Raw genomic sequence first — 16,959 nt, 5'->3', positions numbered from 1 at the left:
GACGGGGTCAGTCGCGCTCGACGGTGTCCTCGAGCACGATGCGGCCGATGATCGCGAACTTGGCCGGGTTCCTGGCCTTCAGATAGAGGGCGAGTCCGGCGCCCAGCGCGGCGAACGCCAGCACGATCCAGGGGATGAGGCGGAACAGCAGGGTCTTGGACGCGTCGCCCGCCGCGGCCTCCTGGTTCTGGAAGAGCAGCAGGACGACGAACAGCATGGCCAGTCCGCCGGTGAGCGGCGCGATCAGGGTGCGGAAGACGTTGGCCGTCTCGGGGTGCTTCTTCTTCACGTGGAAGTAGCCGATCACGGAGAAGGAGCAGAGCGACTGCACGATGAGGATCGCCAGCGTCCCGAGCACCGCGAGCAGCGTGTAGAGGTGGATGTAGGGGTCCATGCCCGCGAAGAAGAACGCGAGGACCAGCACCACGGAGATCGCGGTCTGGACGAATCCGGCGATGTGCGGCGATCCGTGCTTGGGGTGGGTGGCTCCGAGGGTGCGGCCGGTGCCCGGGATCAGGTTCTCCCGGCCGAGCGCGTAGAGGTAGCGCGAGGCGCAGTTGTGGAACGCCATCGAGCAGGCGAACGAGCCGGTCAGGATCAGCACCTTGAACAGGTCCACGGCCCACGCGCCGACGAGTTCCCTGGTCGGGTTGAAGAAGATCCCGGCGAATTCGGTGGCGGCGAGCTCGGGCGCCTTCACGCCGTTGGCGGCGACCGTCATCCAGGAGATGAACGTGTAGAAGAGGCCGATGCCGACGACGGAGACCAGCGTGGCCTTGGGCACGATCCTCTTGGGGTCGCGCGACTCCTCGCCGTACATCGCGGTGGACTCGAAGCCCACCCACGACCAGAAGCACATGAAGAGCCCGAGCCCGACGGCGCCGGCCGCGAGTCCGTTCGACTGGAAGGCGTTCAGCGGGTTGATCGACGAGACCATGAAGCCGTCGGGGCCGCCTCCGTGGAACAGCGTCACGGTGGCGGTGAGGCCCAGCATGAAGATCTCGGTGATCAGGAAGAAGCCGAGGACCTTGGCGGTGAGGTTGATGTCGAAGTAGGTCAGCACGGCGTTGAGGCCGAGGCCGACGAAGGCGAACACCAGCCAGTGGACGTCCACCCCGGCCATGGTCAGGAACGTGTCGTGGGCGGAGTAGGCGAAGAACCCGATGAGTGATGCCTCGAACACGACGTACGCCATGGTCGCGAGCAGGCCGGCCACCATGCCGACGACCTGGCCGAGGCCGTGCGAGATGTAGCCGTAGAAGGCGCCGGCGGAGGTGATGTGCTTCGCCATCGCGACGTAGCCGACCGAGAAGACGGTCAGCACGATGGTCGCGAACAGGTAGCCCGCCGGGGCGCCGAGGCCGTTGCCGAAGCCGAGCGCGATCGGCACGTTGCCCGTCATGGCGGTGATGGGAGCGGCGGTGGCGACGGCCATGAAGATGACGCCGGCCAGGCCGACGGCGTCCTTGCGCAGACGGCTGACGCCCTGTGTTCCGGTGGGAGGCTCGGCGGGCGAGACCGCCCGCGTCTCAAAGGTGCTCACAGGTGGGCCCTCCGGAGAGACCGTTGTAGGGGGGGATGATGTGTGCCAAGTCACACAAGGTGCGCAAATCGTGCCACCCTATGGTCGGCCCGAGCAAGACCCGTGGTGTTTCCGAATCCGCACAGAAAGAACCATTGACGTTTTATGGTCGCCCGGCTAACTATTTGGTCCTACCGATTGACGGACCGATGGGACCGGGATGCTGGACTACGGGCTGTTCACCTTCGCGTCGAAGGACGAGGTGCTGGAGAAGTCCTCGACGTACTGGAATCCGGGGAAGACCCGGTTCTGGGTCGACTCCGGGGTCCCCCTGGTCATCGACCGCAGGGAGGGCTACTTCCTCTACGACGTCTCCGGCCGGCGCCTGATCGACGTGCACCTCAACGGGGGCACCTACAACCTGGGCCACCGCAATCCCGAGGTCGTGGCCGCGCTGAAGCAGGCCATGGACCACTTCGACATCGGCAACCACCACTTCCCCTCCCTCGCCCGTACGGCTCTCGCCGAGGCGCTGATCGCCTCGGCGCCCAAGGGTATGAGCAAGGTGATCTACGGCAGCGGCGGCGGCGAGGCCATCGACATCGCGCTCAAGACCGCGCGGCACGCCACCGGGAAGCGCAGGATCGTCTCGATCGTCAAGGCGTACCACGGGCACACCGGCCTGGCCGTCGGCACCGGGGACGACCGGTTCGCCAAGCTGTTCCTGGCCGACCGGCCGGAGGAGTTCACCCATGTTCCGTTCAACGACCTGGCGGCGATGGAGTCCGCGCTGCGCGCCCGGGACGTGGCTGCGGTGATCATGGAGACCATCCCCGCGACGTACGGCTTCCCGCTGCCGGCGCCCGGCTACCTGGAGGGCGTCAAGCGGCTCTGCGAGACGTACGACGCGCTCTACATCGCCGACGAGGTGCAGACCGGGCTCATGCGCACCGGCGAGCTGTGGGCGATCACCAAGCACGGCATCACGCCCGACATCATGGTCACCGGAAAGGGCATCTCGGGCGGCCTCTACCCGATCGCGGCCGTCCTGGTCAGCGAACGCTGCGCCGGCTGGCTCACGGAGGACGGCTTCGCCCACATGGCCACCTTCGGCGGCGCCGAGCTCGGCTGCGTCGCCGCGATGAAGACGCTGGAGATCTGCAACCGGCCGCAGACCCGCTCGATCGTCCACCACGCCTCCGACCTGATCGGGCGCGGCCTTGAGCGCATCCGGGCCGACCACCCCGGCTGGTTCACCGGCATCCGGCAGAACGGCCTGGTCATCGGCCTGGAGTTCGACCACCCCGAGGGCGCCAAACACGTCATGCGGCAGCTCTACGACAACGGCGTCTGGGCGATCTTCTCCACCCTCGATCCCCGGGTGCTGCAGTACAAGCCGGGCATCCTGATCGACCCGTCGCTGGCCGAGGAGATGCTCGACCGTACGGCCCACGCGATCGCGCGGGCCGCGAAGGAGGTCCACCGATGAGCGGCCAGACGGCGACCGCGGGCAACGGCCTGCTGGAACGCGCGCGGTGGGCCTCCCGTGCCTTCGCCCGCTACGACAGGGCGACCGTGGACCGGATCGTCGCGGCCGTCGCCCGGACGGCGGCGGACAACGCGACCCGTTACGCCGAGTGGGCGGTGCGCGAGACCGGGTTCGGCGTCGCCGAGCACAAGGCGCTGAAGAACGTGGCCTGCTCGACCGGGCTGGCCGAGGCGTACGCGGGCCACGACTATGTGTCGCCGCGCACCGACGCCGCCGAGAAGATCATGTCTATTCCCCGGCCGGCCGGCGTGGTCTTCGCGCTCACGCCGTCGACGAACCCGGTCGCCACGGTCTACTTCAAGATCATCCTGTCGCTGATGACGAGGAACGCGATCATCATCAGCCCCCATCCGATGGCCAAGGAGTGCTGCTCCGACGCCGCGCGGACGCTGGCCGAGGCCGCCGTCGCCGCGGGCGCCCCCGACGGGGTCGTCCAGGTCATCGAGGAGCCGGAACTGCCGCTCGTCGAGGCGATGATGGCGAGTCCGCTCGTGGACGTCGTCGTCGCGACCGGAGGGACCCCGGTCGTCCGGGCCGCGTACCGGTCCGGCAACCCGGCGCTCGGCGTCGGTCCCGGCAACGTCCCGGTGCTGGTCGACCGCAGCGCCGACCTGGAGTCGGCGGCGCGGCTGATCGTGGACAGCAAGAGCTTCGACAACTCGATCCTCTGCACCAACGAGTCCGTGCTCATCGCCGAGGACGCGGTCGCCGACCGGCTCGTGTCGCTCATGCGCGGCGCCCACCTGCTGTCCGGCCCCGACCGCGACCGGGTACGCGACGCGCTCTTCCCCGGCGGGACCTTCGACACCCGCTTCGTCGGGAAGGACGCGACCTGGATCGCCGAGCGCGCCGGTGTGCGCGTGCCGCCCGGGACGAGGGTGCTGCTCGCCCCCATCGACCTCGCCGTGCCCGAGGAGCCGCTGGCCCACGAGAAGCTCTGCCCGGTGCTCGGCCTGCTCCGGGTGCCCTCGGCAAGGAGCGGGATCGACGCGGCCAGGGCGGTGCTGCGCATCACCGGAGCCGGTCACTCGGCCGCGATCCACAGCACCGACCCGCGCACGATCATGGAGTTCGGCGCGGCGGTCCCGGTGCTGCGGATCTCCGTCAACGCCGGCAACAGCCTGGGCTCCTCCGGAGTCCACACGAACCTGCCGATCTCCATGACGATCGGCACCGGGTACGTCGGCGGATCGTCGGCGGGGGCGAACCTCCAGCCGGGCGATCTCGTCGACTGGACCCGGGTCGCCTACCACGTGGACGCGCCGTTCGGCGACTTCGCCGGGCTCGATCCGTGGTCGCCGCCCGACGGACCGGTCCCGCGCTATCCCGAGCCGTCCAACGCCCGCCGTACGTCCGCGGCCGCACCCGGGATGCCGTCCGGAGACCCGGGCGCGGGCCCGTCCGGCACGGGTTCGTCCGGCACGGCGCAGGACACGCTGCGCGACGAGATCAGGCGGCTGATCCTCGAAGAGCTCGCGTCGCTGGTGAGGTCCTGACATGGCCGAGTTGCGCTCCTTCATCTTCATCGACCAACTCCAGCCGCAGACCATGTGCTACCTCGGCACCTGGATGCGCGGCGCGCTGCCCCGGCTCAACCAGGCGGCGCAGATCATCGAGATCGCCCCGGGCCTTGACATCGAGCCGCTCACCGACGTGGCGCTCAAGCACGCCGACGTGAAGGCGGGCGTGCTGGTCGTCGAGAGGCAGTTCGGCTACCTGGAGTTCCACGGCCAGATCGGCGAGGTCAGGGCCGCGGCCGGGGCGGTGCTCGACGCGCTCGGCGCCACCGTCGCCGACGCGGTCGCCCCGCGCATCCTCGCCTCCGAGATCGTGTCGAGTCTGGACGGGCAGCACGCCTTCCTCATCAACCGGAACCGGGTCGGCTCGCTGGCGCTGCCGGGCGAGTCGCTGTTCGTCCTGGAATGCCAGCCCGCCTCGTACGCCATCCTCGCCGTCAACGAGGCGGAGAAGGCCGCAGAGGTGAAGGTCGTCGACTACCGCATGATGGGCGCGACCGGCCGGGTGTACCTGTCCGGCCGCGAGTCCGACGTACGGCAGGCCGCCGACGCCGCGCGGCAGGCCCTCGGCGACCGTGTGCCGTCACCGGGAGGCCGGAGATGACCGAGCCGGACGAGCTTCGCCTGCTGGTCAGGGAGGTCCTGCGCGACCTCCTGCCCGCGGTGCTTCCGGCCCTGGCGGGGCGGTCCGCCGCCGGTGCGACACCGGTCGCGGAGCCTGTCGTGGAGCAGGTCGCGGTCGGGGCCGACGGCGACCTCACCGCCTTCGCCCTGCGCGTCCTCGACCTCGCGGCCGATCCGGCGCGCAGCGCCGACCTGCGTGCCGGACGGCTCAGGTTCCGCCTGGATCCGCCACCCGCCCGGACGGAGGCACTCGCCGAGCCCGCCGAGCCCGCCGAGCCCACTGTGGCGGCGGCGGTTCCGCCGGAGGCCGTGCATCGTCACGAGAAAGGCGCCGTCACCGAGCGCCATGTCGCGGCCGCGGCGGCGGCGGGCGCGCGGCTGGTCCTCGGGCCGAGGGCCGTGCTCACCCCGCTCGCCAGGGAGCGGGTGCGCGCGAGCGGCCTCGCCGTGGAGAGGGAGGACTGATGCTGCGCGGCACCGTCACGGCCAGCGTGTGGGCCACCAAACGCATCGACGGCGTACCCGGAGGCGCCTTCCTCGAGGTCGAGCTCGACGGCGGGGCCGCCCTGGTCGCCTTCGACGTGCTCGGCACCGGCATCGGCGAGCGGGTCCTGATCGTCCAGGGCTCGGTGGCCGCCTCCTGGTTCTCCGCGCGGCAGATACCGCCGCCGATCGACGCACTGATCATCGGTTCCATCGACGACCCCCAATGAGCGGCATCCCCGCAAGCGACCCCGCCTGAAGGAGAAAACGACAATGGCGAACAACGCGATCGGCCTGATCGAGACCAAGGGTTACGTTGCGGCGCTCGCCGCCGCCGACGCCATGGTCAAGGCGGCCAACGTGACCATCGTGGGCCGCGAGCAGGTCGGCTCCGGGCTCGTGGCCGTCACCGTCATCGGTGACGTCGGCGCGGTCAAGGCGGCGACGGAGGCCGGCGCCGAGACCGCGTCCAACGTCGGCGAACTCGTCTCGGTCCACGTCATCCCGCGCCCGCACGCCGACCTGACGCGCGCCTTCAACGTCTCGACCGGTGAGTAGCGCCCCCGCCTCCCCCCGCCCCCGTGCGCGCGCCGCCAAGGCGGCGCCCGCCCCCGTGGAACCCACCCCCGGGACACCCGCGTCCGAGACCCCGCCCGCCGGCCGGCGGTCCGCGGAGTTGCGGGTCTACCTGCTGGTGGAGAACCTGCGGCGGCAGTTCACGGCGGCGATGGCGGCGCCCACCCGCGCCCGCGGCTACCCGCCGTACGAGGGGCAGCACGCGCTCATCGTCGAGGTCGCCCCCGGCCTGGCGATCGAGCGGGTCATCGACCTCGCGCTGCGCGCCGTACCGTCCGTCGAGCCCGGCATCCTGTTCGTCGAGCGGCAGTTCGGCGTGCTGGAGGTGCACGGCTCCTCCCTGGACGACGTACGGCGGGCCGGCCAGGCCATCCTCGACGGCATCGGCGCGTCGGCCGGAGACCAGCTCCGGCCGCGCATCCTCTACACCGACGTCATCGAGGAGATCACCGACCAGCACGCGGTGCTCGTCAACCGCAACCGGCAGGCGTCGATGGTGCTGCCGGGGGAGACGCTGCTGGTCTGCGAGATGACCCCTGCGCTGTTCGCGACCGTCGCGGCCAACGAGGCCGAGGCGGCCGCGCCCGACATCACCCTCGTCGACGTGCAGATGATCGGGTCGGCCGGGCGGCTGTACATCAGCGGCCGTCCCGGCTCCGTACGCGCGGCCCGCGACGCGATCGTCCGGGTCCTGGAGTCCGTCGAGGGCCGGGATCACTGACGAGGGCCGGGATCACTAAAAGGCGCCGGACGGCCCCGGCCGGCGCCTCGGCGAAGATCCGCGGAATGTACCCGGAAACGATCCAGGGACGTCCCGCGATGTGCGAAGGGCCACGACCTGGAAGCGGGCCGCGCCCGCGACCCACCCATAGGAGCCACGAGAGCCCTAGGAGAACGAATGCAGGTCCACGACCTGTCCGGGGGAGACGACGTGCTCGCCCGAATCGAGAGGGTCGCCCGCGGCGCCCTCCGGCGGTACGACGTCTCCGCAGACGCCGACGTGAGCCTCCTCAACGTCTCGGAGAACGCCACCTTCGCGGTGGACGACCGCGGATCCCGGACGATCCTGCGGGTGCACCGGCTCGGCTACCACTCGCCGGAGGCGATCGCCTCCGAACTCGACTGGCTGGGCGCGCTACGCGCCGAGGCCGGGATACGGACCCCCACGGTGCTGCCCGCCCGCGACGGATCGCGGGTCGTCACCGTGGAGGATCCGGGGGCCGAGCCGCGCCGATGCGTGATGTTCGAGTTCCTCCCCGGCGCGGAGCCCGCCGAGGACCGCCTGGTCGAGGAGTTCGAGCCGCTGGGGGCGATCACCGCGCGCATGCACCGGCACGCCCGTGGGTGGGCACGGCCGGCCGCGTTCACCCGCTTCCACTGGGACGCCGACGCCGCGTTCGGCCCGGCCCCCCGGTGGGGCAGATGGCAGGACGGCGTGGGCGTGGACCGCGAGGCCCTCGCCGTGCTCTCCCGGCTGGAGGCGGAGTTGCGCGACCGGCTGGCGAGGTTCGGCAGGGGGCCGGAACGCTACGGCCTGATCCACGCGGACCTGCGGCTGGCCAACCTGCTCGTCGACGACGCCGCCGGGACGAGCGTCATCGACTTCGACGACTGCGGCCTCGGCTGGTATCTCTACGACCTCGGCGCGGCCGTCAGCTTCATCGAGCACCATCCCCTGGTGCCGCGGATGATCGACTCCTGGGTCCGCGGCTACCGGACCGTGCTCGACCTCCCGCAGGAGGACGAGGACGAGATCTGGACGTTCATCATGCTCCGCCGCCTGCTCCTGGTCGCCTGGATCGGCTCCCATTCGGCCGCCGACGTCGCCGGGGAACTGGGCGCCGGATACACCCACGGCAGCTGCGAGCTCGCCGAGCGTTACCTCACCGGATCACTCTGAAACGGACTCTGAAGGAGTGCGTGTGTTCACCTCAGTCGCGGGTCGGTCGGTCGTCGTCACCGGCGGAAGCAAGGGCATCGGCAAGGGCATCGCGCGGGTCTTCGCCCGTGCGGGCGCGAACGTGCTGATCGTGGGCAGGGACGAGAGCGGCCTGAAGGCGGCGGCCGAGGAACTCGGCGCGACCCACGTCGTCGCGGACGTCTCCCGCGCCGACGACTGCGCGCGGATCGCGGAGACCGCCGCAGAACGGTACGGCGGCGTGGACGTCCTCTGCGCCAATGCCGGGATATTTCCTGACAAGAGGTTGGCGGACATGACCGAGGCCGACATCGACGAGGTCTTCGGCGTCAACCTCAAGGGCACCATGCTCACCGTACGGGCGTGCCTGCCCGCGCTGGAGGCGTCCGGACGCGGTCGGGTGATCCTGACGTCCTCCATCACCGGCCCCTTCACCGGGTTTCCCGGCTGGTCGCACTACGGCGCGAGCAAGGCGGGCCAGCTCGGCTTCATGCGTACGGCGGCGCTGGAGCTGGCGTCCAAGGGCATCACGGTCAACGCCGTCCTGCCCGGCAACATCATGACCGAGGGCCTGGCCGACCTGGGGGAGGAGTACCTGCGCTCCATGGAGGCCGCGATCCCGATGCGCCGGCTCGGCTCGGTCGAGGACATCGGCAACGCCTGCCTCTTCCTCGCCACCGACGAGGCGGCGTTCATCACCGGACACTCCCTCGTCGTGGACGGCGGCCAGGTCCTGCCGGAATCGCAGGAAGCACTCGACGTAGTGTGATCTAATCGGGCGGACCTATGGTTCTTCATGGTTCGTCATGGTTCGCCGCCGTTGAATGAGGTGAGTGAGGTGTCCCGCGACCTGGACGGTGAGTCCGCGGTCGATACGGCTCGGCAGGAGGTCCTCCGGCTGATCTCGACCGGCGAGCTCCAGCCGGGGCAGCGGCTCGGTTCCGAGCGGGAGCTCGCCGCCCGGATGGGCGTCAGCCGTACCACCCTGCGCACGGCGCTCGGCCTGCTCGAACAGGTCGGGGCCGTGCGCAGGGTGCCCGGCCGCGGCGGAGGCACCTTCGTCAGCGGCACCAAGGTCGAGCGCGACCTGTCGAGCGTCGTGGGCGTGCCCGACCTGCTGCGCGAGCAGGGGTTCACCGCCGGGTCGCGGGTGGTCAGGGCCACCATCGCGGGTGCCGACGAGCCGACGGCCGCGGCCCTCGGCATCCAGCCCGGCGACCTCGTGACCGAGATCGTCCGCATCCGGTTCGCCGACGGCGTCCCCCTGTCCCTGGAGCAGGCGCGGTTCCCCGCGATGCGCTTCCCCGGCCTGCTGGAGCAGCCGCTCGGCGGATCCGTCTACGAGCTGCTCGCCGGCCAGTACGGCGTACGCCCCGCTGCCGCGCTGGAGCGCATCGAGGCGGTGTCGGCGGGTGAGGAGGAGGCGGCGGTCCTCGGAGTCGAGCCGGGCGTCCCCGTGCTGGCCATCACCCGCACCACGTCGGACGAGCAGGGCGTCCCGTTCGAGTTCTCGCAGGACGTCTTCCGGGGCGACCGCACCCGCATCCTCGTCCATGTCAGCGGGGCGACCGGCACCACGCACTCGGCACGCGAGCAGGGACGGCTGGTCCGCTTCCCGGACGAGCGGCCCAAGGACTGACCGTCTCCGCGTGCCCCGCCGTACGCCGGGGTAGGGGTCGGGGGAGACCCGCGCGAGAGGAATCCCCGCCGTGGACCGCATCCCGCCGGACCGCATCCCGCCCGCCCCCGGCCCCATCAGGATCGCGAGCGCGCCCGTCAGCTTCGGCGTCTACGCGGCCGAGGGCGCGGCGATCGGCCCCGACGAAATGCTCGCCACGATGCGCGACGCCGGATACGCCGGCACGGACTCCGGCCCCATCGGCTATCTGGGGACCGGAGCGGAGCTGGCCGGGCGGCTCACGCGGTACGGCCTCGGCCTGGCGGGCGGCTGGGTGGACCTCCGATACGGCGACGCCGGCGGGTTCGAGGAGGACCTGGCCGCGCTGGACGCGGCCCTGGACGTCTTCGCCGGGGTCCCCGTGGACGACGCCAGGTTCGCGCCGCGGCCGACGCTCGCCTGCCCGCCGAACCTGGCCAGGTTCGCCCGGCCCGGGGCGCCGGTGGACCCGGGGCTCGGGCTGACCCATGAGGAGTGGGCGGGCTTCGCCGTCCGGGTGCTCCGCGCCGCCGCCCGGTGCAGAGACCGGGGCCTGGAGCCCGTCTTCCACCACCACCTCGGCACCGACGTGGAGACCTCCGGGGAGATCGAGCGGCTCCTCGAACTGACCGACGTGTCCCTCTGCCTGGACACCGGGCACCTGTGGCTCGCGGGCGGCGACCCGGTGGCCGCGATCGGCCGCTGGGCCGGCCGGATCCGGCAGGTGCACGTGAAGGACGCCTCCCGCGACACGCTCGCCCGGGTCCGCGCGGCGGGCGGCGACCTGTGGGAGGCCGTCCGCGGCGGGGTCTTCCCGCCGCTCGGCGCGGGTGACCTCGACGTCGAGGGCGTGGTCCGCGAGCTCGGGCGGGCCGGCTACGAGGGGTGGGTCGTCGTCGAGCAGGACGTCGCCGGCAGCGGCAGGGATCTCGGCCGGGTCGCCGCCGACCAGCGGGCCAACCTGGATCGGCTGGCCCGGGCGGGGCTGGTGGGCGGCTACACGGTCCGCTGACCCCGGGATCTCCTCGCGGATACCGGTTCGGGATGATTCGATCACGAATCGGTGACCGCTCCCCCCGAACGGCGATATTTCGTGCTTCGGCGCGGCAGGGTGGAAGCCATCCCCACACGATGGAGGCGACAGGTGGCTCTGGCTCGGGTGGCGCGGCTGCCCGCCTCGGCGGCCCTGCCGTACGCGCTGCGACGGGACACGACGGGCGCGGCGGCACGGGAGCAGGCCCTCGCGGCCTTCCGCGGGGCGCACAGGACGACCACGGTGGCGAAGGTTCTCGCGACCGCGTCCCGGGTGGCGACGCGCAAGCGGCCGGTCGCCGCGCTCAACGGCGTGGCCGCGAGCGACTGGTTCTGCTTCGACGCCAAGGACGACGCCACCGAGAAGTGGTACCCCCAGGGCCTGTCGTGCGGCTCCGACGCCGGACTGAGCAGCCCGTCGGCGTTCGCGGTCAGCTGGTACTGGAAACCCGACCCCACGGCCGAGCCGGAGCGGGGCATCCGGGTCAGCTTCCTCAACGTGGCCACGCTCCGGTACGCCCACGTGCTGCTGGTGGAGCCGGACGCCGACGGGAACCCCACGCCGATCAACGTGCACGCGGGCGGGCTCGTCTGGTACAAGAACCTGCTCTACGTGCCCGACACCACGGGCGGCCTGCGGATCTTCGACCTGCGCGACCTGAGCGAGGGCGGGCTCTTCGGCTACTCGTTCATGCTGCCGCAGTCGGACATGTGGCGCTGCGACCCGGCGCTCGGCGCGAGGTTCTCGTTCGCCTCGCTGGACCGGAGCGCCGACCCCGTCCTGCTCGTGTCCGGCGAGTACCTCACCTCGGGCACCGGGCGGGTGGTCCGCTGGGCCCTCGCCGCCGACGGCACCCTCGCGGCCGACGCGGACGGCACGGCCGTTCCGGTCGACGCGTACAACAGCCCCGGCCAGAAGATCCAGGGCGCGGTCTCCTACAAGGGGCGCTGGTACTTCAGCCAGTCCGGCGGCACCGGCGCGAACGACCGGCTGCTCACCGCGCTCCCCGGGCAGGCCGTACAGGAGCGCAAGTACCCCAAGGGGCCGGAGGACCTCACCGTGTGGCGGGGCAAGAACACGGTCTGGACCGTGGCCGAGAAGCCTAGGGGCCGGGTCATCTTCGGCGTCCCCTTGTAACCCGCCGTCACCACGTATCGTGGCCGCATGGTGCTCGAACCCGGCGGCAGGGACGTGAAGATCACCAACCCGGACCGCGTGGTCTTCCCGCGGACGGGACACACCAAGCGCGACCTGGTCGCCTACTACCAGGCGGTGGCCGAGGGGGCCCTGCGCGGCGTCGCGGACCGTCCGGTGATCCTCAAGCGGTACGTCCACGGCGTCGAGGACGCGCCGTTCTTCCAGAAGCGGGCACCCGCGAAGCGGCCCGAGTGGATCGAGGTCGTGGAGTTCTCCTACCCCTCCGGGCGCAGCGCCGACGAGGTGGTCGTCCGCGATCTCGCGCACCTCCTCTGGACGGTCAACCTGGGCTGCGTCGACCTCAACCCCCATCCCGTACGCGCGGCGGACCTCGACCACCCCGACGAGCTGCGGATCGACCTGGACCCGGTGCCCGGCGTCGGGTGGGAGCAGATCGTCAGGGTCGCCCTGCACGCCAGGGACGTGCTGGAGGACCACGGCCTGGCCGCCTGGCCCAAGACGTCGGGCTCGCGCGGCTTCCACGTCTACTCCCGGATCGCGGCCCGGTGGACGTTCCGCGAGGTACGGCGGGCCGCCGAGGCGGTCGCCCGCGAGGTGGAGCGGCGCGCCCCCGAGATCGCGACCAGCCGCTGGTGGAAGGAGGAGCGGCAGGGCGTCTTCGTGGACTACAACCAGAACGCCAGGGACCGGACCGTCGCCTCGGCGTACTCGGTGCGGCCCACCGGTCACGTCTCCACACCCCTCCACTGGGACGAGGTGGAGCGGTGCCGCCCGGACGCGTTCACGCTCACCACCGTCCCCGACCGCCTCGCCGGGGCCGGCGACCCCTGGGCGCCCATGGACGAGACGGCCGGATCGCTGGACGGGCTGCTCGAACTCGCCGAGGCGCAGGGCCCCCGGCCCGCGCCCGCCAAAGCAGCCAAAGCAGCCAGCGCAGCCAAAGCGGCCAAAGGGGCCGAACACGGCGGGGACTCCTCGGACTCCGGGGAGACCAGGGGCCGCCGCCGCTCGGTCATGCCCCTCATCGAGATCGCCCGCGCCGAGACCGTGGACGAGGCCATGGCCGGGTTCGAGCGCTGGAAGGCCCGCCATCCCGGCGCCGCCCGCCTGCTCAGGCCCGCCGACGTGCTCGTCGACTCCATGCGCGGCCGCAGCTCCACCTGGACCCGGATCCGGGTGAACCTCCAGCACGTCCCCGAGGCGGAACGGCCCGCCCAGGAGCCGCTCGACGTCGACTACGACCCCTGGCGCGGCCGGTAGACCTCCCACAGCTCGCCCAGGAAGAACCGGCCGAACCTGGCCAGCGCGGCCGTGCCCCCCGGCCCCTCCGTACGGAACGTCGTGAGCATCCGGGCCAGGTCGGACGGCAGCACGTGCAGCGTTCCCGCCGCGAGGACCGGCGCGCCGTCGTCCTCCTTCTCGTCGGCCGGACGGCCGTCGAGCAGCCGCGCGAGCATCGTCGTGGTGTCCGGCCACACCCGGGTCGGCGGGCCCGGACGCACGTCCTTCCAGCCCACGAGGGTGCGGGGCCGGCCCTCGCCGTCGGTGAACTGCAACCGGTAGCGCATCTCCCTGCGGTCCGGGCTGTCGCCCGGGGCGAAGAGGTTGAACCAGCCCCGCTCGACCGGACGCCGGCCCCCGCATGTGGCGGCGTCGATCCATCCCTCGGCCCGGGCGGGATGCTCCGGCTCGGCCAGGAAGCGGTCCACGTCGTCGGCGGTGACCGTCAGCCGGAACGCGAACCGGCCCCCCTCGGGCATGCCGTCGAGCTCGCGCGGGTCGGTCGCGCCGGGGGCGAGGAAACCGCGCATCTCCTCCACGAACGACAGCGACGTGCGCCCGCCCGCCCGGTCCGGGCCACCCAGATGGGCCGGTCCGTCCAGGCGGTCGCACGCCGCGTCTCCCCCCACACCCGCCGTGAGGACCGGTGGCCCGGCCTCCAGCAGGCGCGTACACATGCGGTCCGCGAGGGCCGCGATCGTGAGCGACGGGTTCGCCCCCACCGGGCCCGGCATCGCGGCCCCGTCCGCGACGAACAGGCCGGGGAAGCCGAAGACCTCGCCGTGGGCGTCACACACCCCCTCACCGGGGTGGCGGCCCATGGGCGCGCCGCCGAGCGGATGCACGGTGATCGTCCGCTCGCGGTGCCGCGCCGGGCTGTCGGCGTACTCGGCCCCGAGGACATGGCCGATCCGCCGCATGGTGGCCCGCACCCGCTCGACGTACACCTCGCTCGTCTCCGCCGTCCACACGACGTCGAGCCGCCCGTCCCTGAGCCTGAGCTCGCCGTCCGGAACGTCCCTGCCCATGCCGAGCAGCGGCAGCGAGCTCCCCGAGAGGTCGCCCGGCCCGAGCAGCGCGGCGATCTCCGCCGACATGTTGGTGTCGTGCCCGGCCAGGGCGCGCAGCCGGTCCACGACGAAGCGGGCCACCCGGCCCAGCTCGCCGCGCACGTCGGCGCCCTCGACCAGCCAGTCGACGAACCCCGGATAGCCGCCCTCCTCGATGTAGGCCCCCCGGCCTCCCTCGCCGTCCGGCAGCCGGATGGCGCTGGTGATGACCGGCCCGTGGCTGGCGCTGACCGGCAGAGTGCGGCTGCGGTCCCTGGCCCGGAGCAGGAAGGAGAGGATGTCGCCGTTGCCGGAGAACCGGGTGCCGAGCGTCCCGCTGAGGCCGGGCAGGCGCGCCCGGTTCTTCAGCAGCAGGTACGACGTCCCGAGCGTGCCCGCGGCGAGCACGAGACGATCACACGTGATCGTGCCCGCGGATCGCCGATCCGGATCGGCGGGGTCGTGCCGCACGTAGTCGACCGCGTACCCGCCGCCGTGCCCGCCGCCGTGCCCGCGCCCATGTCGTGGCCCGATCGTCTTGACCTCGTGCAGGGTGCGCAGGTCGGCGCCGTGGTGCCGGGCCGCGGCGAGGTAGGTGTGGTCGAGGCTGTTCTTGGCCCCGTCGTTGCAGCCGATGTCGCACTCGCCGCACAACCGGCAGGTACGGCGCAGCACGCCGTGCATGCTGCCGTAATGGGGGTCGGCGACGGGCAGTCCGAGGCCCGGCTCCGCGCCGGGGGAGGGGGCGAAGCTGATCGCCAGCGGCGGCAGCCGCCAGTCGAGGCCCAGCTCGGCCGCCGCGTCCCGCATCGCCCCGGTCTTGAGCGTGCCCGAGTAGGCGGGCCGGTCGAACGGGTACGGCGTGACGCCGATCATGCGCTCCACCGCGTCGTAGTGCGGGTCGAGGTCGGCGCGGCTCACCGGCCAGCACTCGTACCCGCCGCCCGGCAGCGGCTCCTCGTGGACGAAGGTGTTCTCGTCCTTGCGCAGCAGCACGTTGGCGTAGATCAGCGAGCCGCCGCCGAGGCCGCTCGCCACCACCGAGTCGCAGTCGCGGAAGCTCCACACGTCGAACATGCCGTACAGGTTCTCGGCCGGGTCCCAGAAGGCGCGGCCCATCTGTGAGGGGCTGCGCGGGAAGGATCCCGGCGGGTACGGCCGGCCGCGCTCCAGCACGACCACCGAGAGTCCGGCCTCGGCGAGCCGGTAGGCCGTGACAGAGCCGCCGAAACCGGAACCGACGACGACGACGTCCACATGTTCGGTGTCAGATGCCACGTCAGTGCCGCTTCAGGAAGTCGAGGATGCGGGGGAACACGTCCACGTGCGCGTTCTTGCCGATCATCGGGTCGATGTGCCCGTAACCGGGCAGGATCTCCAGCTCGTGCCGCCCGGGCGCGGCCCGCTCCAGGATCCGGTGGGCGACGATGTTGGAGTCGGTGAACACGTCGTTGTGGTCGCCCGTCAGGAAGAGGATCGGCGTGGTGACCCGCCCCGGGTTCGCCAGGTGGTGCGCGAGATAGTCGCCGGGGAGGCCGGCGTGCCGCGGGTCGCCGGGATCGTGCCGCACCACCCGCCCCGCCGTGACCATCGCCGCGACGTGCCGGTAGTAGTGCAGGCCGGACGCGCCGTTCAGGTCGGCCAGCCGCTCGTGCACGTGCGTCTCCGGGCGGAGGTTGCCGTGCCGGTACATCGCGGGCCTGCCGCTGCCCCACATGAAGCTCTGCATGTGGCAGGCCGGCTCCCGGCACTCGGGATGGGCCAGCGAGATCGCCCCGGCCAGCAGGCGACGGCGGGAGAGCGGCGGCGCGTCCGCGAACCGCGGGTCCAGGCAGGACAGGCCGACCGCGTGCTCCAGGAGGGCGGGGCCGAGCCTCAGCTTGAGCCGCGCCCACGGGTGGACCCGCGGGATCGGCCCGACGCTGTTCGCGACCAGGCTGGCGACGCCGCCGCCGGGACCGTCGTCATCGGTGTCAAGCGCGCCCCCGAACAGGCTCATGTGGAACGACACCGACCCCAGGCAGTGCGCGATCACGTGGATCCGCCGCGCCCCAACGTGGCGGCGGAGTTCACGTAACGCGGCCGGGTGGTCGAAGTGCGCGATGTCGTCCAGCGTGTGCCTGCGCGTCTCGACGTTGTACGGGAACCGGTTGCTCATCCGGAAGTCGAGCGCCCAGACGTCCCCGAACCCGTTGCCGTGCAGGAACCTGACCAGGTTCGTGTGCTCCGGCATGATGAACATGTCGCTGGACGAGGTCAGTCCGTGGACCAACAGCACGACGTCGCCCTCCGACGCGCCCGCGCCGGGGTCGAGGAACCGGGTCAGTGTGAGCCCGAGATCGTCCTCGGTCGTGAACGGGTGGACCGACACGGTCGCGCCGGACACACCGTCCAGCGTGAAACGCGGAATGCTGTGGCCCATCTCGTTACTCCTCCTTGACGGCGTTCATGTTCCCAACACCGCGGGTATCGGCGGCATCGTGGAAAACCCGTACATCTCCCGTACAGACGTCACTCAGGTTCAAGGGAGTTCCGTACGCGCCGCACGCGCCGCACGCGCCGCACGCGCCGCACGCGCCGTACGGGCCGGCT

The 16,959-nt window shown here is 71.9% G+C and carries 16 protein-coding genes; 13 read left to right on the top strand and 3 right to left on the bottom strand.

What is annotated here, in order from left to right; translation table 11 throughout:
• Positions 1-7: 7 nt before the first annotated feature.
• Entirely contained in the window at positions 8-1,543 is a 1,536-nt protein-coding gene (locus AB0I59_RS34710; RefSeq protein ID WP_358139692.1) for an APC family permease, read from the bottom strand.
• A 199-nt stretch (positions 1,544-1,742) separates the two neighbouring features.
• On the opposite strand from AB0I59_RS34710, the gene AB0I59_RS34705 reads away from it, so the two are divergent.
• The 13 genes from AB0I59_RS34705 (at position 1,743) to ligD (ending at position 13,297) form a co-directional block, all read left to right on the top strand.
• The gene (locus tag AB0I59_RS34705; protein WP_061256967.1) at positions 1,743-3,011 is read left to right on the top strand and encodes a class-III pyridoxal-phosphate-dependent aminotransferase; all 1,269 of its coding nucleotides are present in this window, start codon (positions 1,743-1,745) and stop codon (positions 3,009-3,011) included.
• Positions 3,008-4,567, top strand: a complete 1,560-nt coding sequence (locus AB0I59_RS34700; RefSeq protein ID WP_358139689.1) for an aldehyde dehydrogenase family protein — start codon at positions 3,008-3,010, stop codon at positions 4,565-4,567. The genes AB0I59_RS34705 and AB0I59_RS34700 overlap by 4 nt, the downstream gene beginning before the upstream one ends.
• A 1-nt stretch (position 4,568) precedes the next feature.
• On the top strand, positions 4,569-5,192 hold the full coding sequence (locus tag AB0I59_RS34695) for a BMC domain-containing protein (protein ID WP_061256971.1): 624 nt from the start codon (positions 4,569-4,571) through the stop codon (positions 5,190-5,192).
• Complete coding sequence (locus tag AB0I59_RS34690) at positions 5,189-5,677, top strand: hypothetical protein (protein WP_358139685.1); 489 nt, start codon at positions 5,189-5,191, stop codon at positions 5,675-5,677. Before AB0I59_RS34695 ends, AB0I59_RS34690 begins: the two co-directional genes overlap by 4 nt.
• Entirely contained in the window at positions 5,677-5,925 is a 249-nt protein-coding gene (locus AB0I59_RS34685; protein WP_061256975.1) for a EutN/CcmL family microcompartment protein, read from the top strand. The genes AB0I59_RS34690 and AB0I59_RS34685 overlap by 1 nt, the downstream gene beginning before the upstream one ends.
• A gap of 43 nt (positions 5,926-5,968) precedes the next feature.
• Positions 5,969-6,253, top strand: a complete 285-nt coding sequence (locus AB0I59_RS34680) for a BMC domain-containing protein (RefSeq protein ID WP_061256977.1) — start codon at positions 5,969-5,971, stop codon at positions 6,251-6,253.
• Positions 6,246-6,992 (top strand): microcompartment protein, encoded by a 747-nt coding sequence (locus AB0I59_RS34675; protein WP_358139682.1) that lies wholly within the window; start codon positions 6,246-6,248, stop codon positions 6,990-6,992. Before AB0I59_RS34680 ends, AB0I59_RS34675 begins: the two co-directional genes overlap by 8 nt.
• Positions 6,993-7,169: 177 nt before the next feature.
• Positions 7,170-8,171, top strand: coding sequence for a phosphotransferase enzyme family protein (locus tag AB0I59_RS34670; protein WP_061256979.1), 1,002 nt, complete (start codon positions 7,170-7,172; stop codon positions 8,169-8,171).
• Positions 8,172-8,193: 22 nt separating this feature from the next.
• A complete protein-coding gene (fabG, locus tag AB0I59_RS34665; protein WP_358139679.1) occupies positions 8,194-8,958 on the top strand; it encodes a 3-oxoacyl-ACP reductase FabG in 765 nt (254 codons plus the stop codon).
• Positions 8,959-9,027: 69 nt separating this feature from the next.
• Positions 9,028-9,828: a GntR family transcriptional regulator gene (locus tag AB0I59_RS34660; RefSeq protein ID WP_358139676.1), complete on the top strand. Its 801-nt coding sequence runs from the start codon at positions 9,028-9,030 to the stop codon at positions 9,826-9,828.
• Between the two features lie 70 nt (positions 9,829-9,898).
• Positions 9,899-10,858, top strand: a complete 960-nt coding sequence (locus AB0I59_RS34655) for a TIM barrel protein (RefSeq protein ID WP_358139673.1) — start codon at positions 9,899-9,901, stop codon at positions 10,856-10,858.
• 132 nt (positions 10,859-10,990) lie between these two features.
• Positions 10,991-12,016: a hypothetical protein gene (locus AB0I59_RS34650; RefSeq protein ID WP_358139670.1), complete on the top strand. Its 1,026-nt coding sequence runs from the start codon at positions 10,991-10,993 to the stop codon at positions 12,014-12,016.
• Positions 12,017-12,043: 27 nt separating this feature from the next.
• Positions 12,044-13,297, top strand: a complete 1,254-nt coding sequence (gene ligD, locus AB0I59_RS34645) for a non-homologous end-joining DNA ligase (protein ID WP_358139667.1) — start codon at positions 12,044-12,046, stop codon at positions 13,295-13,297.
• Here the strand turns inward: ligD and AB0I59_RS34640 are convergent.
• Positions 13,273-15,645, bottom strand: a complete 2,373-nt coding sequence (locus AB0I59_RS34640) for an FAD-dependent oxidoreductase (protein WP_061256986.1) — start codon at positions 15,643-15,645, stop codon at positions 13,273-13,275. The genes ligD and AB0I59_RS34640 overlap by 25 nt on opposite strands.
• 1 nt (position 15,646) lies before the next feature.
• Complete coding sequence (locus tag AB0I59_RS34635; RefSeq protein WP_358139664.1) at positions 15,647-16,789, bottom strand: alpha/beta hydrolase; 1,143 nt, start codon at positions 16,787-16,789, stop codon at positions 15,647-15,649.
• Between the last annotated feature and the right edge of the window lie 170 nt (positions 16,790-16,959).

The organism is Microtetraspora glauca, from assembly GCF_040656155.1.
GTDB classification, from domain to species: Bacteria; Actinomycetota; Actinomycetes; order Streptosporangiales; family Streptosporangiaceae; genus Microtetraspora; species Microtetraspora glauca.
The sequence above is the reverse complement of the archived record's forward strand: the minus strand, read 5'-3'. Positions and strand labels throughout refer to the sequence as shown.